This is a genomic window from Sandaracinaceae bacterium (assembly GCA_016706685.1).
Taxonomy (GTDB): Bacteria; Myxococcota_A; Polyangia; order Polyangiales; family Houyiibacteriaceae; genus JADJJE01.
Genome location: JADJJE010000016.1, coordinates 109,330 through 133,750, shown reverse-complemented (window position 1 = coordinate 133,750; position 24,421 = coordinate 109,330). Strand labels below are relative to the sequence as shown.

Genomic DNA, 24,421 nt, shown 5'->3' with positions numbered 1-24,421 from the left:
CCGCGTTGTCTCGCGAATAGCGAAGCATTGCGGAAAGGCACTTGAAACATGTGGCCGCATGCGGCCTGAGCCTCTTCCTCCGCGCTGCCCGCGCGCCTGGCACTCATGTTGCACACTCACAGGGTCTTGCTTTAGGAACCAGACCGCGCGCTTCCCTTGCCCGGCATTGTGCGGTCTGGTTCCGACCTTGATTAGCTTGAGTGACTTGTCGAGTGACTTAGCGACCTTGGGTAGGGCGTAGATTTCGGGGGCGGCGTTCGTGGCTCAGAGCTGCGGACGCCGGACCTGTTTAACCAGCGTAGCAGCGCGATGGGGTGTCGTCACCAGTGAGTCACACTACGTAAGTGGGACGCCGGACGGCTCCGTTACATTCCCGCTCCGAAGAAATCCTCAGCGCGGGACGAGCCACTCCTCCAGCACACGCAGCTGGTCGGGGCGGTTTCCCTTGGCCGCAGTGTCGTCCAGCAGCGCGAGCACGTGAGCGGCGAGCGCCATCGCCGCGCGTCGGCCGCGCTGCGGGTCGTCTTCGGCGAGCGCCTCGGCGATGGTGCGCAGCGCCGCGTTCCCGCCGGCCAGCACCACCTGATCGACAGTCGGATCGACGGCCAGCATGGGTTCGCGTCGCCGTGAGCTAATCCCCACGCGGATGGGCCCCCGCGCACCCAACTCCGCCGTGGCGGCCAGCAGCTCTCTGAGCTCCTCCACCAGCTTGGCCAGCGGGTGGGGCATGGGTAGCGCCGTCGGGGCATGTGCCGCAGCCACGAACGGCTCCGGGTCAGGCAGCTGGACCGGAGGCTGCGCCCGCCAGCGACGCACACGGCGCACGCGGGCCCCCAGCTCGCCCGCGATGACGCGGCTGAGCAGCGAGTCGTCCACCACCAGGTTGGGGTCCGCCCCGTGTGCGTCGGGGCCGTCTGGCTCCACCGAGTAGACCGTGCGGGTGCCGGCCAGCAGTTCACGCGCGGCGCGCAGCGTGATGGGCAGCGGTCGGAAGCACGGCAGCATCAGCTCGTCATTCACCGCGTGGGCAGGCGGCAGCGAGCCCCGCAAGGCCCCGAGCACCACGTGCGCCTGCGCAAACTCCAGCTCGTCGGCCGACCACCCTGCCGTGTCCCTCGCCCACGAGGGCGCGAGCTCGGGGTCCACGAGCGGCACGCCGGCCAGCGCGTTGGCGAGGTCCAGCAGCAGCTCGCCATAGGCGGCCCGGGCGATGGCCAGCGTCTCTGGCATGCCGACGTCTCCCCGCGACCCACGCGCGGGCCCGAGGCACACGAACACCTCGCCACGCAGCGGGAGGTCGCGCAGGAGCTCTTGTTGATGTCGCATCACCACGAGTTCGCCCGCGGTCAGCGGGTCGCCGAGCCCGATGACGCCCACACCCATCGTCCCGCTCGGCAGCTTCAGGTCCACGTGGCGCGTGCCGAAGTCGTCGCCGGGGTCGAAGCGCTTGCGCAGCGCGGCGCGGGTGGCGGCCGCGACCTGCCACAGCAGGGCGTCCCAGCGCGCGTCTTTCTTCGGCTCGTCGTAGCGCACGTTGGGCGTGAGGGTGGGGTCGTCCACCACGACCAGGGCGGGCCAGTCGGACGGACATGGGAACGCTCCCAGCGGGTGGAGCTCGTGATGCACGAACAGGCCCAAGAGCGACGAAGACCCGGGGGTCAGGACCACGAGCGAGCCGCGGGCCGTGTGCTCCGCGCTCGGCTCGAGCTCGGCGTACGCCAGCAGCGCTGTCTTCGGCTGCTTCGACAGGATGGCCAGCGTGTCGCGTGCGTCGAGGCTCTTGGTCTTCGGCCGGTTCTTGTTGGCGATGCGGACGGCTTGCACGGCGAGCGCCTCGGTGGCGTCCTCGAGCGCCAGCTGCGTGCCGAGCGTCTTCGCCTCGCCCGGGGTGAGGCGGATGGCCACGCGCCCCACTTCGTCCGGTACGACTTGGCTCGAGAGCTCGGTGGTGAACCACGCCGGGCCCTGGCTGGCTTCGGCCGCGCGCAGCTCGGCCAGGCTGGTCCAGCCGCCCGAGGTGGTTTCCAGGAGCGGCAGCTCTTCCACGAGCGCGTCTTCGATCACCTTCTGGCCCAGCCAGGCGAACCGCGTGGCGCGCCGAAGCTGAGTGGTTGCCTCTCCCTGTTCGAACGCGCGCTGCACGAGCCGGTTCGCCAGGCGCTGCACGCGCTGGGTGAGCATGGTCAGCTTGCGCTTGTCCACGCTCGCGGGCTTGCCCTCCGGGAGGTAGCCGCTGGCTTCGAAGGCCAGCTCCACGGGCGGGAACACCGCGAGCGCCTGCGAGCCGACACGCTGGCCCTGCACGTGGAGGTAGGCGGTGCTGGGGTTCGAGCCTTGGGCGTCGAGCGCCAGCCGCGCCTCGCCGAGGCCCAGGCTCGTGAGCAGCCGGGCGTCGTCTTTCAGCAGCTTGGCGATGGCGATGGCATCGGGCCGCCCTAGGCGCGGCAGCTCGCTCTCGCCCTGCTCCACGCGCCTGCGTGACTGCAGCTGCTGCACCGCGTGGGTGGTGTCGGTGAGCGGGCCAACGTCCACGAGCGCAGCGAAGCGCGCGAGCGCGCTGTTGGCGATGGGCGCTGTGGCGGAAACGACGGGGTGGTCTTGCTGGACCTTGCGCTCGCCCTTGCGGGCCTCGAGCCAGGTGCCTTGGAACACGGCCGCTTGGATGCGACCTTTACGCTTGGCCTCCAGCAACGACACGGCAGGACCCTGGATGCTGGGCCATGCGCGGGCGTGGCTCAGGGCTTCGCGCACGCGTGCGTCACCCTTGCGCCCGCCGCGCTGGCCAGCCCAGGCTTTCACCAGCGCTTCCCCTCGTGCCGAATGGAGCTCGCTGGGGCGGTCCGTCGCGATGGCGACCAGCACCGCCTCGAGCTCATCGCGCAGGAGGGTGGCGAGCGCCGAGCGACCGGCGTCGGCGAGCCCGTCCCACGCCGCGTCCACCAGGGACGGGTGCATGTCCAGCTGCCCGGAGAACGGCAGCTCGAGGGGAGCAGGCACCTCACAGAGGGGCCTGCCCGACACCGTCAGCGCGATCGTGAAGGGGGGCGTACTCGGCACCCGCACCACCCCGGTGATCTCGCGCCGCTGCACGCCACGCTGGAAGGGGTCCGTGGGGTCCAACACGGGGGCGGGCACGGGCGACCTGCTCATCACGCGCTCCCGCTGCGCTGCGCCTCCCGCTTGGCGTGCGAACTCGTGCTGCACCTCGGTCCCGTCACGGAGCTCGCGCCCGAGGACCGTCTTCACCCATGAACTCCAAGCGCTGTCCAGCACCACCGGCTGGAACTCCGGGTGGTCGAACGTAATGCGTGCTCCCGGCGGGAGCGCCCACGCGGTCTGCTTCGCGCGCAGCGTGGCCAGCGAGATCGAGCCTCCGCGCGCGGTGGGCAGCTGCAGCGCGTCGGACAGGTGGCGATACTCGCGGTCGAAGTGCTTGCGGAAGGGACGCGGCGCCAGTGCCATGGCGCGGCACAGCTGGCGCGCCACGTCGGTGGGCTGCCGGACGCGCAGCTCGGGCGGAGGCTCGCCACGGGCCCCGGCGATCAGCGCGCCGAGCAGGGCACGCTCCCACTCGCCGAGCAGCTCGTGGAGGTTGGGGCGCAGCACGACCTTCCCGGTGGCCGCGTCCACGATCACTCGCGCGTCGTCGATGTGCACCGTGGCCGGCAAGATGTTCGGGCTGAGCGCGGTCCGCTCGAGCTCCACCGCGTCGCGGTAGAGCGACCAGACACTCTCCACGTCGCCCCAGCCGATCTCGCCGACGAAGCCCTCGCCGCGCACGCGCAGCACGGCGTCGGCTTCGATGTGCGGGACCCACGGGCCAGAGCGTGATGAGGGGTCCAAGCGGGCAGCAGGGACGCCCGCGATGGCCGCCAGCACCGCAGCGCTGTCCGCGTCTGCCACGGCGAGTGGGAACGGGCCCGGGGACTGCCTGCCGCGCGCCACGCGGTAGAGCAGCGCCTTGGTCACGCGCGCGCGGGCCACGACATCCAGCGCCGACTCCATGCGGTGCTCGCCATCCGGGTGCAGCACCGGGATGCAGCGCACTTGCGCGAGGGGCGAGGCCTCGCAGTGCGGGCGCTCACCGGCACGCGTCTGCGCACGGGCGTGGGCGGCCTGCAGCGCGCGCAGGTGCTCGGGCGTCGGCCCGCTGGCCGGCGGCGCTCCGCGCAGCACCCGCGCGCCACTCACGTCGACGGCGTTGCCCAGCAGCAGCCCTGCAGCAAGCTCTGCGGCCACCAGAACAGCGCGCTCCACCGCGCGCACCACCTCGCGGCGCACGTCGTGGTCTCCGAGACCCCGGTAGTCCGGGAGCGGGATGAGCCGAGGGCATGCGACCACCGCCACGTAGCTGCACGGCGCGGGCATCAGCAGCTCTTCGATGGGCCGGGACGCGTGCAGAAAGGTGATGCGCCCGCGCGGTGTCCCTGACGTGGCGTACAGCGCCACCTCGCCCTCGATGTCCTTGGGTGGCAGCGGCTCGTGGGCCAGGAAGGAGTCTTTTCGCGCTGCGCGCACGGGGACCACCACCCATGCGTCGTCATCCGTGGACGGAACCGTGGGTGTGGTGGTGGCGCCGGTCAGGAACACGGCCTTCGCGCGCACCTCCTCCGCGGCCTGCTCCAGCAGCTTGTTCACCCGCTCGGCGTCGTACGTTCCGTCGGGGACCAGCACGCTGGCCGCGTCGCCGGGCGGAATGAACGGCATCTTGTGCAGGCTGTCCCCGTAGAGCTCGGCCGAGAGCGGCACCTGCCCGCGGTAGACCATCCCGTCGCTCTCCGCGAAGTCGAGCACGCTCGCGGGAGCTCCCACCGCGTCGCGCAGCAGGGGCAGCGCCATCAGCGGCTGCAGCTCGGCGGGCATCGTCTCCTCGTCGAAGCGCCACGGCTTCCCGCGGACGTATGCCGCGATGAGGTGCAGCACGCTCTTGCGCAGGCGGTGGTGCCGCGCCGCAGGGGCCGTGCGCGTGACCCCGGGCTGCTGCGCCAGCTCGCTGGTCTCACCCAGCAGCAGCCGGTGGGTCTCCTCGAGCAGCCGCGGGACACGCTCGGCCGCGACGTCGAGCGCCGTGCGGAGCGAGTCGTCCATGCGCACGGCCGAGCGCGATGCGTTGGTGGGCAGCGCGTGCCGGTCGAGGAACAGGCGGATGGGCACGCTGACGCGAGGGTCCCTCCACGGGTTCGGGAGGGGCAACGGCGCGCGCGAGAGGATCACGCCGCGCTCGGCGAAGTCCACCCAGGCCGGCTGGTTGCCCGCGGCGGTGGAGTCGGCGTCCACCAGCGCGACGAAGCCCTCGAGGCCAGCGGCCAGCGGGATGCGCAAGAGGTCGTTGGGAGAGTCGTCCCGGTCCAGCACGTCGTCGCCGATGTGCAGCGGAACCGGCACGTCGTCGGCGCACTCCCGCACCAGGCGCAGCTCATCGGGCTCGGCGCGCCCCAGGAAGCGACGGAAGGAGTCGAACCCCGTGCGGCGCCGCATGGTCACGCGCATCCCCGGCCGCGCGCCGGCGTCGGCGGGGGCCACGCGCTCGGCCGCCAGGTGGGTCAGGCCTGCGCCCGTCTCCTGCAAGGTCTCGCCAGGTCCCGGCGGGTCGAGCAGGTCGCTGGTGTAGCGCACGCGGGTGCGCTGCCCGTCGGCGTCCGTCCGCTCGAGGTCCACGCGGCGCGGCATGAGCCCGAGCGCGGTGTTGAGCCCGATGGCCAGCCTGCGGATGGCGCCGTCGCGGCGGGACTCGCCGGGGTTCACCAGCTCGTCCAGCACGGTGCGCATGGTCTCATCGTCCAGGAGCCCGCCCTCCCACGAGATGGAGATGTCGCTGGCGTCGCCCGCCACCGTGAGCCGCGTGGCCCCGAGCGTGATGGCGGCGCGCAGCACCTCGAGCACCCAGCTCGCGGGCTCGGCCAGCTGGTACTCGCGCAGCTTTTGCACCGCGCGCGCGGTGTCCACGCGGAGGTGCCCCGTGGACACTTTGCGGCCGGGGCCTGCGACCCGGCGCGTGCTCACGGGGCCTCCTGGGTGTCGGGCGTGTTGGGCACGTCGCCCAGCAGCTCTGCCAGGGTGTTCGTGAGCAGCCGTTCGCTGCGCGCCGGCGTGAGCGCTTCGTGTGACCGCAGGATGGCGCGCGTCAGCATGTCGGCCGCGAAGTCGGGGGCGTCCACGCCATGGCGCCGCGCCGCGATCACCAGCGGGTGGCTCACGTTGAGGATCAGCGGCACCCGAAAGAAAGGCAGCAGCGTGAACGGGTTCGTGGGCCGGCCGCGAGAGTCGGGCTGCCCAATGCACAGGCTGTTGGCGTGGGCCCCGCGGATCTTCCCGAGCTGCACGTCACGTGGGTCGCGGTACGCGTCGCTCAGCGCCTGGGTCACGCGCGCCAGCAGACGTTCGTCGCTCGACCCGCGCTCGGGAGGGGTGAGCTCCACCGCGGACAGCGCCTCGCTCCAGCTCTCGTCCAGTCGGATGCCCCGGCTGTGCAGGCGGCGCGCGTAGGCGTCGGGGATGGCGCCGAGATCGATGAGCAGCTCGCCGCGCTTCGCGAGCAGCAGCGTGAGGTCCGTCTCCCCGCGAGCGCCGCGCAGCGGCTCGCTTCGGTTGGCGGCGGGCACGTAGGCATGCTCCCCGGACGGCGCGCCCTGCGGACTGCTCGCCACGCGTGGATGCAGCAGACGCAGCGGCAGCCCCACGGGGTCGAGCGGGCTGTGCGCCACCGCCGTGGCGAGCTGGTGGTAGTCCGTCGCGCTCTGGGTGGCAGTGTGCAGCGCGTCGTGCACGGCGCGGCGGAGGGCGGTGTCCACCACGCTGCGTGCACGCTCGAGGGCGCGGTGGAAGCGCTGGTCACGCCGCACGTTGTCGCGGCTCAGCGTGTGCTCCAGCTCGAGTCTTGCACCTTCAGCACCAGACCCGGGAAGCCCAGCGGCTCCTCCGTCTCGGTCAGCAGCAGCCCGCGGTTGTAGAACGCGGCGCGTTGCCCTTCGCTGCCCCGGAGGCCGGCCAAGACGATGGTGTGGCCGTCGGAGCTGGCCACCCGAACGGAGCACAGCACGCCGTCCAGCTGCAGCTCGCGGTCGATGCGCTCCACCCCCCCGTCGCCGAAGGCACTCTCGTCCACCCGCAGCCGGATGGGGATCTGGGCGTGCTCGCACCAGCGCTGCAGCGACACGCGCGAGCGCTGCACATGCTCCTTGATCCGCGCGTCGGCCTTCTGCTTCGGGATGGGGACCACCAGCGTGACGGTGGTGCCCGACGCTGCGGGCGGGTGCTCGAACAGCTCGTAGGAGTGGTCGGCGTAGAGGTGCAGCGTGTGGCCCTTGCCTGCGCGCGTGGACTGCACCTTCACGACGGATGGCTTGATGGCCAGCACGGAGACGAAGCCGATGCCGAACTTGCCGATCTTCCCCTCGACGCCCTCCTTGCCGGAGCGGAACAGCACCAGCAGCTTGTTCTCGAGGATGTCGCGGTCCATCCCCTCGCCGGCGTCGCTCACCGAGAACAGCAGCGCACCCTCGGCGTCGCGCGCGATGTCCACGCGGATGTCCGTGCTGCCGGCGTCGATGGCGTTCTGCACCAGCTCCCGGAAGAAGGCGTAGGGGTCGGCGAACTGGCGCACCAGGTCGCCGACGATGCCCGCCTGCTCTTCTTCGGGGGGGCGCTCGTCGACGTCTCTCTGACGATAGGGCACGTGCGGAGGTTACCCGAACGTGCTCCGATCCTCACTCCTCGAAGACGACCTTCTTCTTGCTGCCGTACCAGGAATCCAACTTCGGGTCGTAGGTGTCCTCGATCACGTTGCGCTTGATCTTCATGGTGGGCGTCAAGAAGCCGTTCTCGATCTGCCAGTCGTCCTTCACCACCACGAAGAACTGCATCTCCTCGTAGTTCTCGATCTTCGAGTTGACGCTGTCCAGCAGCTCCTCGAGCTCCGCCGTGACGGCCGCCTTCACGGCGGGGTCAGCCAGCTTCGCCTTCTTGTCGGGCGCCAGCATGATGGACGCGTAGGCGGACGGCCGCCCGGAGCCACTCACGCAGCTGACTTCCACGTTGGGGTTCGTGTTGATCAGGTTCTCGATGGGCGCGGGCGCCACGTACTTGCCCTTCGACGTCTTGAAGAGCTCCTTCACGCGGCCCGTGATCTTCAGGCGGCGCAGCTCGTCCTCTTCGCCGCGGTCGCCGGTCTTCAGGAAGCCGTCGGCCGTGAACGACTCGCGCGTGCGCTCGTCGTCCAGGTAGTAGCCCAGCATGTCGGCCGGGCTCTTCACCAGGATCTCGCCCTCTTCGCTGATGCGCACCTCGCAGCCCGGATCGGGCTCACCCACGTAGCCCGGGCGCACGCGGCCAGGACGCGCCATGTGCGAGTAGCAGAAGTTCTCGCTCATGCCGTAGCCCTCGAGCAGCTCGAGGCCCAGGCTGCGGTACCAGCCCACGAGCTCCGGCGGGATGGGCGCCGAGCCGCTGATGGCGAGGCGCGTGTCCTGCAGGCCGAGGCCCGTGAGCACCTTCTTGCGCACGATGCCGTTGAGGATGGGGATCTTCAGGAAGAGCCCCAGCTTCTTGGGCGGCATCTTCGAGAACACGCCGAGCTGGAACTTGAGCCACAGGCGCGGGACGCTCTGGAAGAGCGTGGGGCGCGCGCGCTTGATGTCCTCCACGAAGGTGTCGAGCGAGTCGGCGAAGAAGACCTGGCCGCCCGAGAAGATGCTCAGGCACTCGATGGCGGCGCGCTCGAAGACGTGCGCCAGCGGCAGGTAGCTGATGAACCGGTCGCTCTGGTTCACGCTGAACATCTTGACGAAGTTGCTGGCCGCGACGCTCATGGTGCCGAAGCTGTGCATCACGCCCTTGGGCTGCCCGGTGGAGCCCGACGTGTAGACGATGATGGCGAGGTCCCCCGCGGGGCGCGTGGGGTTCCCGGCGATGGGCTCGTGCTCCTTGATGAGCTTGTCCCAGGTTGGGAAGTCGTTCGGCGGGCTGAGCGGGTAGCTCACGCAGGGCAGGCCAGCGGGCACACCCGGCTTCATGCCGTCCCAGCCGTCCAGCTTGCCCACGAACAGCAGCTTCACGTCCGAGTGCTGCAAGCAGTAGCCCACCGTGTCGGCGGCCAGCGTCGGGTACAGCGCCACGGACACGTGACCGGCCATCCAGATGGCCAGGTCGCTCATGATGAAGTGCGCGCAGTTCTTCGAGAGGATGCCGATGCGCGAGCCGGCCGGGAGGTTCTGCGCCGCGATGTAGGACGCCATGCGCCGCGCCTCGTCCATCGTGCGCTTCCACGTGAACTCTTGGACGGGAGCCGCGCCACACGGCTGCGTCATGTAGAGCTGGTTCGGAGCGGTCTTTTCCCAGTGGTAGACGCGGTCGAGCAGGAGCTGTGATTCACTCATCGTTTGGCCTCCGCCTGCATGAGGCAGGCCGGGGGATGTTGCCGGCCAACCCGCCTGGGTGCAAGTGTGGGTGGCGTGATCGTGGGGAGGGCGACGGGCACCCGTCTGCGGGGGGCGGTCGCGCAGGCGCTCCCTCTGGTGACCTCCCCATTTCGCGCGTCCTCCTGCGGACGCTTGAAATAGGGCCCCCCCAAGCCCCGCTGCCCAGGGCGCCCGTCGCTCTCCTCGGTGACGCGTCGGCCGGGCATCCGGGGGGCGCGACGTCGGCGCCATCTGGGCCTGCCGGGGGCTCGACTGGGTCGGTCGGAGCGCGACTGGGTCGTTCGGGGCGCGACTGGGTCCGCCAGTCCGGGACTCATGGAAACGATGGGGCGCGCCGGAGCGCGGATGGGGGTGGAGCGCGCAAGAGGTGCGCGGGGGAGGGCGGGTTCGCGCGCGGCGAACTCGCGAAACGCCACGTTTTCGGCCTGGAATGGGCTTTGCACCACGCCGGGCGATGAACGCCGGTGCGATGATGAGCGCTCAGGCGGCAGGTCCGAAGGGCTCGCCTGCGGCGGGCTCTTGGTTGATGCCTCGGGAGCACGGGGCGTATGCGCTGGTGTTGGCGCCGCTGCTCACCGCGTTCTGCCGGGGGGACGGGTCACTCGTGGGCGTGGGGTTTGCCGTGGCGGCGGTGGCGCTGTTCTTGGCGCACGAGCCGGCGCTGGTGTTGCTGGCGCAGCGTGGCGGGCGGGCGCGGCGGGAACTCGGGGGGCGCGCGTGGCTGGCGCTGCTGGCTCGTGGCGGGCTGGCGCTGGTCGCGGGAGGGTACGCGTTGGTGCACGCCGACGCGGTCACGCGCTGGAGCGTGCTGGGGCCTGCGGCGCTCGGGCTGGGGTTGGTGGCGCTCTCCGTGCGGGGGCTCGAGAAGAGCGGGGTGGGCACGCTGCTGCTGGCGCTGAGCGCGGCGGCGGGTGGGGTGCCGGTCATGTTGGCCAACGGGTGGGCGGTGCGCGACGCCGTGCTGACCGCGGGGGTGTTCGCGGCGGTGGGGACGGCGTCCATGCTCACCGTGCGGGAGCTCATCCCCAAGCGGCAGCGGGAGGCTGGGCTGGCCGTCTACGTGGGCTGGCTGACGGTGCTCGTGGCGCTCGTGCTGGTGGGCGCGGCGGCGCTGCGGGGGGACGTCCCGGCGTACTTCGCGTGGGCGTTCGCGCCCACGCTGGGCGTGGCGGCGGTGCTGCTGCGCGTGCGCCCGCACCCGCGCCACCTGCGGGTGGTGGGCTGGTCGCTCGCTGCGGCCAAGGTGGCCACGTTCGCGGTGCTGGCGTTCGCTTGAGGGCCCGCGCTCGAGGGGCGCGAGGGCCCGTGCGCGTCAGGGCTGCGGGCGGCGGTTGATGGGCGGCGGCGGCAGCGCGAAGGGCGCGAAGCGCTGGCGGTCCTTCGACTGCAGCTCCAGGTTGGACATGAGCGCGCTGGGGGCCACCGTGGACACGGGGATCATCCCGGACTCGGCGCCGCAGTAGGCGTTGTCCACCGTCACGTCGTCGCCCAGGGCCACCAGCGAGTCCAGCGCCGACAGCGGGGTGCCCACGAAGTCCACACCCCGGCACAGCTCGCGCTGCCCGTCCGGCGTGACACGCTCGGCGTGCATGATCTCGCCCTTGAACGCCTGGAAGTCGTAGCTGCGCGTGTCGGTCTCGCCGCCCAGCGTGGCCAGCACGTGGATGCCGTAGGGCAGCTTTCGCCTCCGAATCTCCTCCAAGAACGTGGCGAACAGCGTGTCCGGGTCTTGCGGAGCGCGGCTCGTGACGATGAGGTTGCCCATGCGCGAGATGGGCCGCTCGTGGCGCGCCGCGCGGGCGTGGCCGTTGAGCTCGCGCTGGCCGGGGATGGGCGTGCGCGTGGTCAGGAAGCCCTGCAGGACGCCGCGCTCCACCAGCGTGGCGCGCTGGGCGGGCACGCCCTCGTCGTCGTAGCGGAAGCTGCCGATCAGGCTCTTGCCGCGGAAGCGCTTGAGCGTGGGGTCGTCGATGATGTCCACGAAGGGGGGCGCGATGGGCTTGCCGCGCAGGTTGGCGAACGTGGCCCCTTCATCCGAGGACAGCAGGCGCGAGCCCTCGAGGCGGTGTCCGATGACCTCGTGGAAGAAGAGCCCCGCCGGCACGGGCGCCAGCAACACCGGCCCCGTGTACGACGGCAGGTGCGGCGCTACCGCGATCTTGCGCAGCAGGGCGATGCGCTCGCGGACCAGCGCCAGGATGCCCTGCTCGTCGGGCAGCTCGTCGGCCTCGCCAGTCACGAAGCTGACCTCTTGCTCCACGCGATAGCCGCCCGGCGCCAGCATCCAGAAGGTGGCGTGCAGGTCGTAGACCACGCGCTGCTCGGCGATGTCGGCGCCCTCGGTGGACACGAAGCGCTGCTGCCGGTGCCAGGCCGACAGCTCGATCTCGGACACCTGGATGTCGGGGCTGTTGCGCAGCAAGGACGACGCGCGCTTCAACACGTGCCGCCAGCGCTCCACGTCCAGCTCGGGATAGCGCTCGAGCCGGCTGTAGCGTTCGCCCTCCATGCGCCGCCGCGCCGGGAGCTTGCGGGCCTCGTCCACGTAGTGGACCTCGTCGCTCTTGCGCGCGTAGTACTGCACCGCCGCCTCGCGGTAGCGCGCTTCGGTCAGGCGCCAGAGGGCCACGCGGTAGGCATCTTCCGACACCTCCGTGGGCATCTCGATGTAGCGCATGCTCTCGTCGTCGGTGGCGTTGTCCTCGAGGCCGCCCTGCGCCACCTGGTCGTAGCGGTAGCTCCCCACGCGCACGTCGCAGAACACGTGGGTGCGCGTGTCCACGCGGTGCTCGGCGATGGCCCCGAGGCGCGCGCGCACGGTCTCGCGGCGCTCGTTGCGCAGCAGATACGACAGAAAGCAGACCTTCGGGTGGCCGGGGCGCGAGAGGAGCTCTTTACTGCGCGAGAGCTCCTCCGAGAGGTAGCGGCCGAGCGTGGTCAGCTCGCGCGGCGTGTAGAGCCCACCAAAGCGGTCGTAGAGACCCGGGCTGGGCCGAGACGAAGGGGTCACCATAGGCGGCGGACGCTAGCAGACCGGCGCCCCGCTGTCGCACGGCCGTCACGCGAGGCCCAGATGCGCCCCAGCCGGGAGCGTGTGCATCGGCACGGGCCAAGGGGTATGGTCCGAGCCGTGCTGACCCCCGACATCCCCTTCCTCGGCAACCTCGCGCTCTGCCTGATCCTGGTCAGCGCCGCCTACACCCTGGCGATGAGCCTCGGGGCTGCCAGCGGGCGCCTGCACTTGCTGGTCGCCGCCCGCGCCGGCACCTACGCCACCTGCGCCTTCGTGCTCATGGCCGTGGCGGTGCTGGGCTACGCCTTCCAGACCCACGACTTCCGCATCACGTACATCGCGCGCTACAGCGACCGCAGCATGCCCTGGACGTACCTGGTGACGTCTCTCTGGGGCGGCCAAGACGGATCGCTGCTGTGGTGGACGTTCCTGCTCTCGGGCTACACGGCCGCCCTCACCGTGTGGATGCGCGGCCGCTACGTGGAGCTGCAGCCCTACGTGCTGGCCACGCTGATGGGCATCTTCCTGTTCTTCGGCGTGCTCATGCTGTTCCCCGCCAACCCGTTCGCCACGTACCTGGACGGCGGCCCGCCGGACGGCGAGGGCCTGAACCCGCTGCTGCAGAACTACTGGATGGCCATCCACCCGCCCTCGCTCTACATGGGCTTCGTGGGCTGGTCGGTGCCCTTCGCCATCGTGTTCGCGGCGCTGCTCTCGGGCCGGTTGGACAACGAGTGGGTCCACATGGCGCGGCCTTGGGCCATGGTCACCTGGGCTTTCCTCTCGCTGGGCCTCCTGCTGGGCTGCCTTTGGAGCTACGAGGAGCTGGGCTGGGGTGGGTATTGGGCCTGGGACCCGGTCGAGAATGCCTCCTTCATGCCGTGGCTCACGGGCACGGCCTACCTGCACAGCGCGCTCATCCAGGAGCGCCGCAGCATGCTCAAGGTCTGGAACGTCTTCCTGCTGTGCCTGACGTTCTTCATGACCATCTTCGGCACGTTCCTCACGCGCTCGGGGCTCATCGCCAGCGTGCACGCGTTCGCGCAGAGCGACATCGGCGAGTACTTCGTGTGGTTCATGGTGTTCCTCGGCGTGGTCATCACCGCCGCCATCCTGTACCGCCTGCCCAAGCTGGTGGGCACGCACCGCATCGAGTCCATGCTCAGCCGCGAGTTCGCCTTCCTGGTGAACAACTGGATCCTGCTCGGCATGATGGTGGGGGTGTTGGGCGCCACGCTCTGGCCCAAGATCTCGGACTGGATGTACGGCGAGGAGGCCACCGTGGGGCCGCCCTTCTTCAACGAGTGGATGACGCCGCTGGGGCTCGCGCTGCTGTTCCTGGCCGGCCTCGGTCCGCTCATCGCGTGGCGCAAGGCCAGCGGCAAGAGCCTGCTCATGTCGCTGCGCGTGCCCTTCGCCGCCGCGTTCGTGGCGGCTGGCCTGCACGTGGCCTTCGGAGGCGCGCTCGGGCGGCCGGCCATCGTGGAGGGCGAGACCATCTACAGCGGCGGCCTCGGTGCCATCATGGGCGCATTCCACAACGCGGCCCCGCTGGTCTCCAGCTTCACCTGCGCGTTCGTGTCGGCCAGCATCCTGCAAGAGTTCGCGCGCGGCGCGGCGGTGCGCATGCGCAAGGGCGAGGGCGTGGTCAGCGCCGTGCTCAAGCTGGTGGCGCGCGCACGCAGGCGCTACGGCGGGTACATCGTGCACCTCGGGGTGGTCTTCATGTTCGTGGGCTTCACCGGCGCCGCGTACGACCGCACGGAGGAGTCGGCCATGTTGCCCGGCGCGTCCATGAGCCTCGGCGAGTACGACCTGCGCTACGACGGCCCGCGCCGCGAGGTGGACCCCACCAAGCAGATGATCTTCACGGACATGACGCTGACGCGCAGCGGGGCCCGTTCCGGCCAGCGCGTCAGCCCGGCCAAGTTCATCTATCGCCTGCGCCCCGAGATGCCCACTACGGAAGTGGCCATCCACAGCCGCCCCAGCGAAGACCTCTACGTCATCATGGCCACGGTGGACCCCATGACCCGGCGTGCCACGTTCCAGGTGAAGGTGCGCCCGCTGGTCTGGTGGATCTGGTTCGGCGGCATGCTGGTGCTGCTGGGCTGCGTCATCTCGCTGTGGCCCAAGACGTCGGACCTGCTGGGGACTGCAGAGGCACGCACCAGCGGACCGCGCGGCAAGCTGGCCCGGCTCGCCACGGCGGCGTTCGTGGCGCTGCTGCTCGCGCTCATCGCGTCTTTGCCCGCGTGGGCCTCGGCGCAGTCCGGGAGCAGCAGCTCGCACGCCGGCACCGTGGTCATCCACGACCACGAGGAGCGTCAGCTGTTCAGCACGCTCTTGTGCGACTGCGGCAGCTGCGAGCGCTTGGCCCTCGACACCTGCGCCTGCACCTGGGCGGAAGACAAGCGCGCCGAGCTGCGCGCCCGCATGGCGGCCGGTGAGTCCAACGACACGCTCATTCGCAGCTACCGCGCGCAGTACGGCAACGCGGCCATCAGCATCCCGTCGGACGAGGGCAGCCGGAAGGTGCTGTGGGTGGCCCCGCTGCTCGCCCTGGTGCTGGGCGGCGGCGGCGTCATCGTCATCGGGCGGCGCTGGCAGGCGGCTCACGCGGTGGCTGCGGCCGCCCGCGCCGCCGCCCCCCACGTGGACCAAACGCCTGCGGACGTGGGCTACGAGAGCGCGCTCGACGACGAGCTGCGCCGCTTCGAGGACGAGTCATGAGCGCGGTCATCCCCGGGTTCTTCATGGTGCTGGGCGCAGCCGGCTTGCTGCTGGCGCTGTACTTCGTGTGGCAGAGCGTGCGCGCTGCGCTCGGCGTGGTGCAGCTGGGCGGGGCCGAGAGCCTCGATCGCGAGCGCGCGCGCCTGCTGGAGCGCAAGGCGGCCCTGCTGGACGGCCTCGCCGACCTGCGCTTCGAGCACGACGCGGGCAAGATCGATGCGGCGGACTTCGCCGTGGTGGACGCCCAGCTGCGCGAAGAGGCCAAGGACGTGCTCAAGGCCCTCGACGAAGAGCTCGAGCCCTACCGCGGGCAGGCCGACGCCGTGATCGAGGCGTACCTCGCCGGGAGCTCGCTCGAGTCCATGGCGCCTGCCGAGCTGCTGGCCGCGCAGACCAAGCGGCGCGCCTCCGCCCCCGAGGGAACAGCGAGCGCGGCCGACGGCGCCGTGACCGCGGCCCCCGCGCCTCGCCGCCGCCGGCGCGGGAAGCCGAGCGCCTCGGACAGCGGCTCGCGGGACAACCACTTGCTGTGCCCGCAGTGCATGGCGCCCAACGTGCCGGACGCCGAGTTCTGCTGCGAGTGCTCCGCGCGCGTGGCGCCGCTCGAGTGCGCGGCCTGTCACACCGTCAACGACGCCGACGCCACGTTCTGCAAGAAGTGCGGCGGCGCGCTGGTCGAGGAGCCCTCGGAGCCGGGGAAGAAGTCATGAAGCAGGTTCGCCGTTGGGCGTTGGTCCTCTCGCTGGTGGGCGCCTCCTCGTCCATTGCAGCGCGTGCGCAGGAAGAGCTTGCCCCCGAGCCAGCGCAGGAGGCCCCACGTGGGCCCGCCGACGTGCTGACGGGGCCGGGCTCCAACCCGCGGGCCACCGTGGCGGGGGCCACCCAGGCGCCCAGCATCGGCATGCGGCAGCTCGCGGGCGAGGCCATCCCGCTGGCCGTCTCCGGCATGATGGAGTCCGTGGCCCCCGGCAGCATCGAGGTGCACGTGCGGGACTTCCGCAACCAGCCTGCCGTGGGCGCGCTCTTGCGTCTTGGCGTCATGACGCAGGAGCAGGCGCGCTCCTCGCGCGAGGCGCGCACCGACGCCAACGGCATGGCGGTGTTTCGCGGCCTCCCCACCGGTGAGGACCAGGCCTACCGGGTGAACCTCGTGGACGAGGGCGCCACCACCAGCACCACGCCCTTCCGGCTGCCGGCCGAGGCGGGCTACCGCGTGGAGGTCATGCAGCTGCCGGTCACGCCGGACACGCGCTTCCTCTTCGTGTGGCAGTACGACACCAGCGTGGAGTTCACCAACGGCAAGCTGCACCTCGTGCAGCAGGTGCAGCTGGTCAACGGGGGCGACGCCATCATCCGGCTGCCCGAGGAGGGCCTGCGCTTCTCACTGCCCGAAGGCTTCCAGAGCTTCCAGTCGCAGCCCATGATGACCGACCAGCGCATCGTCCCGGACGACGACGGCTTCGTGCTGCAGGGCTCGCTCCCGCCCGGAGGGCAGGCGCTGCTCTACGGCTTCGACATCCCCATCACCCCCGGCACCATGCGGCTCGCCACTGGCCTGCCGCTGCGCGTGCGTACGGTGCAGGTGGTCTCGGAGGAGGCCGCCGGCGTGCGCCTCAGCGTGGCTGGGCTGCCCGCCCCGCGCGTCCACGAGTCCCCCACGCGCATGCTGGTCACCGGCATTCAGCGCGACGCCACCGAGGGCCCGCTGGGCGACCTCGTGATCACCCTGGACGACATCCCTGGTCCGGGTCCGGCGCGGCTCATCGCCGTGGGCATCGCGGTGTTGTTGCTGCTCCTCGGGGGCTTCATGCTGATGCGCCGCAAGGACCCGCAGGCGCTGCTGGACACGGCGCGGCAAGCTCAGCGCGACGAGCTGCTTGAGCAGCTCGCGGTGCTCGAGTCGCAGCACGCCGCCGGCGACGTGGGCCCCGAGTTCTACGCCCGGGAGCGGTCCTCGCTGCGGGACGCGCTGGCCGCATGGATCAAGGCTTCGAGCGACACCCGCACCGCAGGCGCCCACTCGTCGCCCCGCTGACGCCTAGCGCCCCACGCGTCACTCGCCGACGGGCAGCACGTTTCGGACGTGGACGTCTTGAGCGAGCATCCAGTCCACGACGAACGTGTCGCCGTTCGAGTCCACCGTGTAGAAGCCATCGCCGGCTGCGCCGTTCACCACGAGCAAGTCGTCGTAGAAGATGGTGTAGATAATCGGATCGGTGTCCGGGTGGTCCAGCGTGAAGGTCAGCATCTCGCTGGTGGGGCCGTTGCCGCCGAGGTCCACCATGGTGTGCTGGTTGCCGTCCATCTGGATGTCGGTCAGGTCGCGCAGCGCCCGGTAGGTGAGGTCGCTGCCGATGCGCAGGCCGCCCGTCACGGCCACGGTGTACTCGCCCGACACGATGCCCACGAAGTCTTTGGGCTCCACGTACATGGTCATGCCGGTGGCGCCGAAGCCCTGCACGCGCGTCTGGCTCATGTAGAACATGATGTTGACCAGGCGGAAGATGTCCTCGGCGCCCGCTTGGGTGTCGGGCTCGAGGCGCCGGATGACCTCCGGGAGGCTGGTCAGGTTGCGGCCGTCACCACCGAGCGCGAGGGTGAGCTGCTCCCCGTCGCGTCCGAGTACGAGGCTCTGCATCAGCGGCGTGTCGAGGTCCATGCGACGGGCGCCCTCGCGCTGCAGCGGTCCACGGTCCGGCTGGAAGAGGAAGCGATAGGTGGCGAAGATCACGGTCTCGCCCACGCCAGCGGCGTCGACCGAGAACGTGCCGGTCTCCATCTCCACCGAGCTGTCTTGGTTCACGATGGCGCGGACGTAGCAGCCGCCCGACGCACCCATGCCGGCCTCGTCCGTGCCGAGCACGAATAGCTCGGTGGTCTCCTCGAGCGAGCGCAGCCACGTGGAGGTGTCAGCGCCGCACATGGTGAGCGTGTCGTTGGCGCGCGCGAGGTCGTGCACGCCGGACTTGTCGCAGGCCACCAGCAAGAGCAGCCCCGCCACGATGGCGCAGTGACGCAGCGCTGCGCGCCGCAGCGTGGGTGTGTTCATGGCGGTCGACGCGGTCCATCAGAAGTGCGTCCCGAGGGAGACGGCGAAGGTGACTGGGAACAAGATTATGACGCGGTTGACATGCTTGATCAGGTCGATCGGGTCGATGGCGGCCGAGATCGACCCCCCCACGTGCACGTGCGGGTGAAAGTCGTAGCGCAGGCGCGCTTGGGCCCCGACGCCGAAGGTGACCGCCTCGACCGGCGCGAACTGCGCGTCGTTGAGGCGGAACACCTGGAGGTGGACGCCGATCCCCGTGTAGAGGTGCAGCTTCTCGGCCAGCTCGTGGTGCAGGCCGATCATCACCGAGCCGTCCAGGCCCCAGCGCTGATCGTACTCGTTCCGCAGTGAGCCGCGGAAGTCGTCCACGCTGCCCGGCTGCGCCGCGCGCGCGGGGAAGTAGGCGGCGCCGTGGAGCATGAGCCCCCAACGCCGTCCCACCCAGTAGTCGAACGTGATCGCTGGCGCGTGCAGCGAGTAGACGTCCCCGTCTTCGGTGCGGAAGCGGACGGTGTGGAAACCGAACCCGGCGTCGTGGGAGGGAGCGTTTATGCGGCGCGAAGCCCCCTCGGTCTCGGCCGTGGCGTCGTCATAGGTCCCATTGGCTGGGGCCTGATCTTCGGCAACCGTTGGATCGGCGGCCTGGGCTCGGGCGCTGCCGTGGAGCAGTGACAATACGGCAACGCATGTCGCCAGGAGGGGGGGGAGTAGGCGCATGAACATCCTCGAACAGCTTATAACGTCATCATCATCGGTGGCGCAACGCTTGACGGCTTACAGCGAAACCTCAGGTAGTGGAAGATTCATTACGGAGATGCCATCACCATGCGCACGCTCGTACTCGACCAAGGCTACCAACCCCACCGCATCGTCTCGTGGCAGAAGGGCATCGCGCTCTTCTTCCGCGGCAAGGTCGACGTCCTCGAAGAGTACGAGGACGAGGTCCACACCGTGAGCAGCGCCTACCGGCTCCCGGCCGTGGTGCGCTTGCGCGTCCCCGTGCCGTTTCGCGTCCAGCGCATCCGCTTCTCGCGGCTCAACGTGCTGCGCCGCGACGGCTTCGCCTGCCAGTACTGCGGGCAGGAGGGCGGCAGCAAGGACCTGACCATCGACCACGTGGTGCCGAAGGCCCGCGGCGGGCTCACCGCCTGGGCCAACGTCGTGACCGCCTGCCGGCCGTGCAACCAGCGCAAGGGTGACCGCGTGCTGGCGCGCTCGGGGCTCACCTTGGCCAAGCGACCGGCGGCGCCCACGTGGCTGCCGGCGGGCCCGGGGCGGGAGGAGCTGCAGAGCGCTCCGGCGGTCTGGAGCACTTGGGGTGTGGTCTCCGCATCGCTCGGGTAGCGTGACGGCTTCCCGGGCGGCGCGGATCCGTGCGTGGCCCAGGAACTCGTGATAGACACGCCCCCGTTCAGCGCAGGCCGGCTTCGGCTGGGCCCGCGTTGGCACTCCGGGATCGTCCAATGGCAGGACAATGGACTTTGAATCCATGAATCGAGGTTCGAACCCTCGTCCCGGAACCACATTCTAGGTGATGGTGGCCCGAGCAGCCGACCTGAAAGTGCGCTCAACACCAACGCAGCGCTTCTCGAGTCGTTGGCGCGGGGCGGAACGCTACTTCCAGCCCTGAAGCCAGACATCGGAATCCGTCAGCTCCCGCCAGCCGACGCGTCGGCTGCGCTTGGTCATGACGGGCTCGAGCACGCACGAGACCACCACCTGTTCATCCTCGTCGAGCTCCACTTCGGTGACCAGGAAGTGCCTCTCTTTGTTGAGCGGCTGCACGGCGGTCCACTTGCTGTTGAACAGCTTCTTCGGGTGAACGCGGTTCATGGCTGACGTCCTCGTTGTAGCCTCACCCAATCATGATCACCAACCCCCACGTCGCGATCTCCGCCGCACTTCTCGCGGCTGTCTCGACCGGCTGCGGGGGGGGCGCCGCCACCGCGCCGCCCACGGGTGTGGCTACCGAAGCAGCGGACACTCCGAGCGACGGCCCCGGACTCGAGGCGCCCGCGGTGCGGCGCCTGCCGCGGAACGTGGACTACGTGATGCGGGTGCACCTCGGCCCGGTGCGGGGAACGACGTTCGAGGCGGTCGTTCTCGGGCGACTTCCGCTCAGCCCTGCCGGAGCGGATCGGGACCTCCAGAACGATGTCCTGGCCCACACGGAGGTCGTGACCATCGGGCTTGGCGAGGAGGCGGTCGGCTGGGTCTTCGAGGGCGAGCTGGGGCACCGCTTCGATACGGTCATCGAGCGCTTCTCTGCGAACGGCACGCCGACGGTGACCGGGTCGGCTGGACAGCGTTCGGTCGGCGACGAGCGCACCGCGATCGGAGAGGTCGGTGAGTCCGCCATGACCGTTCACATACCGGCGGCCGCCGCCGTTGAGACGGGCGACATCCCGCCCGCCGTCGTTTCGCACGCGCTCCAACGGCTCGCTGCCGCGCTGCCCGCAGTGCCCGCTCGACGCGCGATCCTCTTCGAAGCCTGGGCGGCGCCTGCGTGGGGGATCTTCCGCGAGCTGAAGCTCGTCGTCCGCATGACCTACGGCGTAGCTTCGAACGACGTCCACATCGACGCGGCCCTGCTCTACCCGGACGCAGAGATGGCCGCCGCGCGCGCGAGCGGCTGGGCCGAGTTCTGGGGTGCGTTCGTCGAGGAGAGCCCCGAGTCGTTCGACCGCGACAGCGCGGCGATCCGAAGGGATGGGGCGGAGCTCGTGCTCCATCACGAGCTCCGAGGGCTCTTCGACGAGCCCAGCGCAAACCAGCGCGTCATCATGTGGACGCTCGCCAGCCTCGCAGCACACCAACCGAGCATGAACTTTCACTAGGGTGCCTCTCGTGCGACCTCACGCCGGAAAGAACCAACGGGTGGCCCTGCACCGCTTCAAAGCGGGCGTTGGAAGCACAGGATGGCGCCGGTCGACGTCACGAGGTCCCAGCCCTCGGCGCCCATTCGCTGCATCACCTCAGTGCCACTCGCTGCGTAGCTCTCCGGTCCCCGACCCGAGATGGCGACGCATTGACCCTCCCACCGTTGCACTCCAGCTGCTGCTTGTTGCGCAGACAGAGGGCGGACAATGATGGATTCCAAGACTGGCCCTCCCGCGCAGCCGGCGAAGAAAGCGAGGATGGCGATGCTGATGACGTTCTTCTTCTGCATGCCGCAGATGGTAGCCTGCGACGCGAACGCGCGCGCGATCGGTCTGGTTCGAGGCTGCCGCATCGTCACGGTATCTCGAGGGCACTGAGCCGCGCCGCGCTGGCCTACCCGTGCGTGGCGCCAACCCCCTCGTCCGAGGTGCGCAGCCACTCCACGGTGTCGCTCAGCGTCTCCCGCGGAGGGCGCGAACGGTAGCCGAGCTCCTGCTCGCTCCACAATGACGAGAGGCCCCAGTGGCAGGTGGCCATCTCGAGGACCACCGAGTCGGGGAGCTTCTCGAGCGGTCCCTTGCGCGGCAGGTGCTCGCTGAGCTTGGCAAGGCCCTGGACCACCCAGCGTGGCGCGTGGGGGCGGTCGAGCGTGGCGCCCGAGACTTCGCACACCAGCTGGAAGAAGTCGGCCAGTGACAGGACGGTACCCGGGAAGTGGTAGACGGGCTGCATCGCGTCGAGCTGGGTCAGGCGCACGAGGGCGGTGGCCACGTCGCGCACGTCAGCGAAGTTCACGCCACCGCTGGGAACGAGCGGCACGCGCGCGTCGAGCACGCGGGTGACGTGCGTCGTGGAGCGCCGCTTGTGGTCCTTGGGGCCGAGCAGGATCGGCAGGCGTGCCATCGCCAGCGGGACGCCCAACTCGTCGGCTAGGGCCCGCGAGGCGCGCTCGGCTTCGATCTTCGACGCGTAGTAGGGCCAACGCCCAGCTAGCTTCTCGGCGAACGGTGCGTGCTCGTCGGCCGTGGCCGTGGCGTCATCGAAGCACGCGACGGTGCCCGAGGTGGACATGAACAGCATGCGCGCGCCGAGCTTGCTGGCGGCGCGGACCATCTCCTGCGTGCCCCGCACGTTGACGTCGTGCATGTCGCCCACGTCGGCGCGCGAGTGCTTCACCACGCCGGCGGCGTGGATGATGGCGCCCACCGGGCCCACGGTGTCGAGCCACGCCTCTGGCGCGAGCGGCGTGCCCGTAACGAGCCGGATGTCGCCCACCTCGTCGGCCCAGTGCGCCGGCCAGCTCCCAGCCGAGCGCGCGAGCGCAATCGCCGGGATGCCGGCTTCCTTGAGCGCAATGAGGATGTGGCGACCGAGGTACCCGCTCGCGCCCGTGACCAGGACTGGCTTCATGAGTGCTCCTCGGAGTGGGCCAGCGTGGCTGGCCGTGCCAGCGTGACGGGGCCGTTCACCCCGTGGTTCCCGGCCCCGAACAGGTTCTCGGGGTCGATGGCGGACTTGACCTTGCGGGCAAGCACGCGGGCCCCGTCGGAGTAGATGTCGCCCAGGAAGTCCTGCCGGATCTTGCCGACACCATGGTGGTGCGAGAGCGAGCCCCCCGCGGCCAGGATCTCCTCGCGCGCCGCGTGCTCGAGCGCCGTGTAGGACGCCACCGGGTCCGCCACGCCCTTGGCGTAGAAGCCGAGGTAGAAGTAGATGCACACGCCGGTCTGGTAGGCCTGCGTGATGCGGCCGGTGAAGAACAGCTTCCCCGGCAGACCGCGCTCGCTGTGCTCGCGCTCGCAGCGCGCTTGCACACGCTCGTAGAGGTCCAGCGCCTTGCTCCACGGCACGCTGGTCTCGAAGCTCTCGGCGATGGCCCAGTGCTCGAAGGTCAGGTCGCGGATGTACGCGATGCCGAAGGTGAGCTGGTAGCCGCGCTCGCCGTTGGCCGCGCCACCCTTCATGCCGCCGTGCTGCTTGGCGATGCGGTAGAGCGCGCGCTCCTGGAACGCCACCTGCTCGCGCGAGCCCTCGAACACGATGGTGGCGACGGCGAGCTGAAAGGGGTCGAAGCCCTTCACCTTGGTCACCACGAACTTCTCGATGGCCCCCATGGTCTTGGCCCAGAGGCCCTTCTTGGCCGGCTTGAGCGCCTGTCCGAAGTGGAACTGGGTGTTGTCCATGACGCGCACGCTCGCAGGCAGCGCGCCCGAAGCTTGGAGGTCGTACATGAACGCGAGCCCCGCCGCGAGGTTCGGGAAGACCACGCTGCCGTAGCGCTGCACCTCGGGTACCGCGAAGAGCTTGACCACGGCGGTGGTCACGATGCCGAAGTTGCCCTCGCTGCCGAACATGTACTGCTTGGGGTTCACGCCCACGCTCTCGCGCGGCGCGGCCTGCGCCGGGCGCTCCATGACCCCGTGCGCGGTGACCACCTGCATGTCGAGCACCAGCTCTTCGATGTTCCCGTAGCGGTTCTTCTTCATGCCGCTGGCGTTGGTGGCGATCCAGCCGCCCAGCGTGGAGAACTCGAGGCTGTCGGGCTCGTGCCCCATCGTCAGGCCGTGCTTCTTCAGCTCGTCGACGATGTGCTGCCCGGTCGCGCCGGCCTCGATGCAGGCCATGTGGTTCACCGCGTCGACCCACAGCACGCGGTTCATGCGCCGCATGTCGACCGCGATCACGAAGCGCTGCTCATCCACCGAGAGGCGCAGCGCCTCTGTCACGTTGGTGCCACCGCCGAAGGGGATCACACACGCCTCGTGCTTCCGTGCGGTCTCGACCAGGCGCACCACCTCGTGGTGGCCGGTGGGGAAGACCACCAGGTCGGGCACCCGCTCGAGCGTGCGGTAGCGGATGGCCCAGATCTCGCCGCCGGTGTGGCCGTGCCCGCGACGCAGGCGCGCCTTCGGATCATCGGTCAGCTGCTCCTTTGCTAGGAACGTGCGCAGCTCGGCGAGCAGCGCGGGCGATGAGAGGGCCGAAGGAATCGCCGGGGGGTAGTGCGGTTCGTTGCGGTTGTCCGGCCCCAGCGGCGCATCGAGGCGCTGCGCGAACCACGGCATGAGCGTCGGAAGCTCGACGTTGCTGATGTTGTAGCGCTGCCCGGTCAACACGGTGACACCGTTGGGCTTCACCACGAACCGCGTGTCCGCGTAGCCCCAGCCGTCGAGTGCCTCGCCGTCGCCCGGGGTGGGCGCAGCCGAGGAAGGAGGCACGAACCGGGTGTCGCCACTCGCGGTGATGGGTCTGTCGGACATGTATGGAAATTGCCTCCATGGCGTAGCTATCTACCGGCAGGTCATGTGTCAACCACGCGTGCCTTGACCC

17 protein-coding genes and 1 tRNA gene are annotated in these 24,421 nt (G+C 70.2%); 7 read left to right on the top strand and 11 right to left on the bottom strand.

The genetic code is table 11. The features are described from left to right. Positions 1 to 390: 390 nt before the first annotated feature. From IPI43_20650 to IPI43_20635, 4 genes are read right to left on the bottom strand one after another with little or no spacing between them, the layout of a single operon-like run. Complete coding sequence (locus IPI43_20650; protein ID MBK7776514.1) at positions 391 to 6,003, bottom strand: hypothetical protein; 5,613 nt, start codon at positions 6,001 to 6,003, stop codon at positions 391 to 393. Next, positions 6,000 to 6,842 (bottom strand): hypothetical protein, encoded by an 843-nt coding sequence (locus IPI43_20645; GenBank protein MBK7776513.1) that lies wholly within the window; start codon positions 6,840 to 6,842, stop codon positions 6,000 to 6,002. Before IPI43_20645 ends, IPI43_20650 begins: the two co-directional genes overlap by 4 nt. 11 nt (positions 6,843 to 6,853) lie before the next feature. Beyond that, positions 6,854 to 7,675, bottom strand: coding sequence for an ATP-binding protein (locus IPI43_20640; protein ID MBK7776512.1), 822 nt, complete (start codon positions 7,673 to 7,675; stop codon positions 6,854 to 6,856). Between the two features lie 31 nt (positions 7,676 to 7,706). After that, the gene (locus IPI43_20635) at positions 7,707 to 9,374 is read right to left on the bottom strand and encodes an AMP-binding protein (GenBank protein ID MBK7776511.1); all 1,668 of its coding nucleotides are present in this window, start codon (positions 9,372 to 9,374) and stop codon (positions 7,707 to 7,709) included. A gap of 568 nt (positions 9,375 to 9,942) precedes the next feature. On the opposite strand from IPI43_20635, the gene IPI43_20630 reads away from it, so the two are divergent. Continuing rightward, positions 9,943 to 10,692: a YwiC-like family protein gene (locus IPI43_20630; protein MBK7776510.1), complete on the top strand. Its 750-nt coding sequence runs from the start codon at positions 9,943 to 9,945 to the stop codon at positions 10,690 to 10,692. Positions 10,693 to 10,728: 36 nt separating this feature from the next. Here IPI43_20630 and IPI43_20625 read toward each other — a convergent pair whose 3' ends face one another. Next, the gene (locus IPI43_20625; protein MBK7776509.1) at positions 10,729 to 12,429 is read right to left on the bottom strand and encodes a TldD/PmbA family protein; all 1,701 of its coding nucleotides are present in this window, start codon (positions 12,427 to 12,429) and stop codon (positions 10,729 to 10,731) included. 117 nt (positions 12,430 to 12,546) lie between these two features. Here IPI43_20625 and ccsA point away from each other — a divergent pair, with 117 nt between their 5' ends. The 3 genes from ccsA to IPI43_20610 are packed head-to-tail and all read left to right on the top strand — an operon-like array spanning position 12,547 to position 17,197. Continuing rightward, complete coding sequence (gene ccsA / locus IPI43_20620; protein MBK7776508.1) at positions 12,547 to 15,162, top strand: cytochrome c biogenesis protein CcsA; 2,616 nt, start codon at positions 12,547 to 12,549, stop codon at positions 15,160 to 15,162. Beyond that, positions 15,159 to 15,872, top strand: coding sequence for a zinc ribbon domain-containing protein (locus IPI43_20615; protein MBK7776507.1), 714 nt, complete (start codon positions 15,159 to 15,161; stop codon positions 15,870 to 15,872). Before ccsA ends, IPI43_20615 begins: the two co-directional genes overlap by 4 nt. Then, positions 15,869 to 17,197, top strand: a complete 1,329-nt coding sequence (locus tag IPI43_20610; protein ID MBK7776506.1) for a carboxypeptidase regulatory-like domain-containing protein — start codon at positions 15,869 to 15,871, stop codon at positions 17,195 to 17,197. The genes IPI43_20615 and IPI43_20610 overlap by 4 nt, the downstream gene beginning before the upstream one ends. Positions 17,198 to 17,215: 18 nt before the next feature. On the opposite strand, the gene IPI43_20605 is transcribed toward IPI43_20610, so the two are convergent. Both IPI43_20605 and IPI43_20600 read right to left on the bottom strand, forming a co-directional pair. Then, on the bottom strand, positions 17,216 to 18,211 hold the full coding sequence (locus tag IPI43_20605) for a hypothetical protein (protein ID MBK7776505.1): 996 nt from the start codon (positions 18,209 to 18,211) through the stop codon (positions 17,216 to 17,218). Positions 18,212 to 18,229: 18 nt separating this feature from the next. After that, the gene (locus tag IPI43_20600) at positions 18,230 to 18,886 is read right to left on the bottom strand and encodes a hypothetical protein (protein ID MBK7776504.1); all 657 of its coding nucleotides are present in this window, start codon (positions 18,884 to 18,886) and stop codon (positions 18,230 to 18,232) included. A gap of 150 nt (positions 18,887 to 19,036) precedes the next feature. Between IPI43_20600 and IPI43_20595 the strand changes: the two genes are divergently transcribed. Together IPI43_20595 and IPI43_20590 are read left to right on the top strand one after the other, a co-directional pair. Continuing rightward, positions 19,037 to 19,555, top strand: a complete 519-nt coding sequence (locus IPI43_20595) for an HNH endonuclease (protein ID MBK7776503.1) — start codon at positions 19,037 to 19,039, stop codon at positions 19,553 to 19,555. Between the two features lie 105 nt (positions 19,556 to 19,660). Next, positions 19,661 to 19,734 (top strand) — tRNA-Gln (locus IPI43_20590). A 91-nt stretch (positions 19,735 to 19,825) separates the two neighbouring features. Here IPI43_20590 and IPI43_20585 read toward each other — a convergent pair. Continuing rightward, a complete protein-coding gene (locus tag IPI43_20585; GenBank protein MBK7776502.1) occupies positions 19,826 to 20,044 on the bottom strand; it encodes a TIGR02450 family Trp-rich protein in 219 nt (72 codons plus the stop codon). 32 nt (positions 20,045 to 20,076) lie between these two features. On the opposite strand from IPI43_20585, the gene IPI43_20580 reads away from it, so the two are divergent. After that, complete coding sequence (locus IPI43_20580; protein MBK7776501.1) at positions 20,077 to 21,048, top strand: hypothetical protein; 972 nt, start codon at positions 20,077 to 20,079, stop codon at positions 21,046 to 21,048. 56 nt (positions 21,049 to 21,104) lie between these two features. Here the strand turns inward: IPI43_20580 and IPI43_20575 are convergent, their stop codons facing one another. The 3 genes from IPI43_20575 to IPI43_20565 form a co-directional block, all read right to left on the bottom strand. After that, positions 21,105 to 21,380 (bottom strand): hypothetical protein, encoded by a 276-nt coding sequence (locus IPI43_20575; GenBank protein ID MBK7776500.1) that lies wholly within the window; start codon positions 21,378 to 21,380, stop codon positions 21,105 to 21,107. Between the two features lie 104 nt (positions 21,381 to 21,484). Continuing rightward, positions 21,485 to 22,501 carry an NAD-dependent epimerase/dehydratase family protein gene (locus IPI43_20570; protein MBK7776499.1) on the bottom strand — a complete coding sequence of 339 codons (1,017 nt, stop codon included), beginning with the start codon at positions 22,499 to 22,501 and terminating at the stop codon, positions 21,485 to 21,487. Then, positions 22,498 to 24,351 (bottom strand): FAD-binding oxidoreductase, encoded by a 1,854-nt coding sequence (locus IPI43_20565; protein ID MBK7776498.1) that lies wholly within the window; start codon positions 24,349 to 24,351, stop codon positions 22,498 to 22,500. The genes IPI43_20570 and IPI43_20565 overlap by 4 nt, the downstream gene beginning before the upstream one ends. Between the last annotated feature and the right edge of the window lie 70 nt (positions 24,352 to 24,421).

Excerpts from the sequence above, each read along its gene's own strand:
- IPI43_20635 (MBK7776511.1), bottom strand. The coding sequence starts at position 9,374 with ATGAGTGAATCACAGCTCCTGCTCGACCGCGTCTACCACTGGGAAAAG.
- IPI43_20630 (MBK7776510.1), top strand. The coding sequence starts at position 9,943 with ATGCCTCGGGAGCACGGGGCGTATGCGCTGGTGTTGGCGCCGCTGCTC.
- IPI43_20625 (MBK7776509.1), bottom strand. The coding sequence starts at position 12,429 with ATGGTGACCCCTTCGTCTCGGCCCAGCCCGGGTCTCTACGACCGCTTT.
- IPI43_20615 (MBK7776507.1), top strand. The coding sequence starts at position 15,159 with ATGAGCGCGGTCATCCCCGGGTTCTTCATGGTGCTGGGCGCAGCCGGC.
- IPI43_20610 (MBK7776506.1), top strand. The coding sequence starts at position 15,869 with ATGAAGCAGGTTCGCCGTTGGGCGTTGGTCCTCTCGCTGGTGGGCGCC.
- IPI43_20605 (MBK7776505.1), bottom strand. The coding sequence starts at position 18,211 with ATGAACACACCCACGCTGCGGCGCGCAGCGCTGCGTCACTGCGCCATC.
- IPI43_20595 (MBK7776503.1), top strand. The coding sequence starts at position 19,037 with ATGCGCACGCTCGTACTCGACCAAGGCTACCAACCCCACCGCATCGTC.
- IPI43_20585 (MBK7776502.1), bottom strand. The coding sequence starts at position 20,044 with ATGAACCGCGTTCACCCGAAGAAGCTGTTCAACAGCAAGTGGACCGCC.
- IPI43_20580 (MBK7776501.1), top strand. The coding sequence starts at position 20,077 with ATGATCACCAACCCCCACGTCGCGATCTCCGCCGCACTTCTCGCGGCT.
- IPI43_20575 (MBK7776500.1), bottom strand. The coding sequence starts at position 21,380 with ATGCAGAAGAAGAACGTCATCAGCATCGCCATCCTCGCTTTCTTCGCC.
- IPI43_20570 (MBK7776499.1), bottom strand. The coding sequence starts at position 22,501 with ATGAAGCCAGTCCTGGTCACGGGCGCGAGCGGGTACCTCGGTCGCCAC.
- IPI43_20565 (MBK7776498.1), bottom strand. The coding sequence starts at position 24,351 with ATGTCCGACAGACCCATCACCGCGAGTGGCGACACCCGGTTCGTGCCT.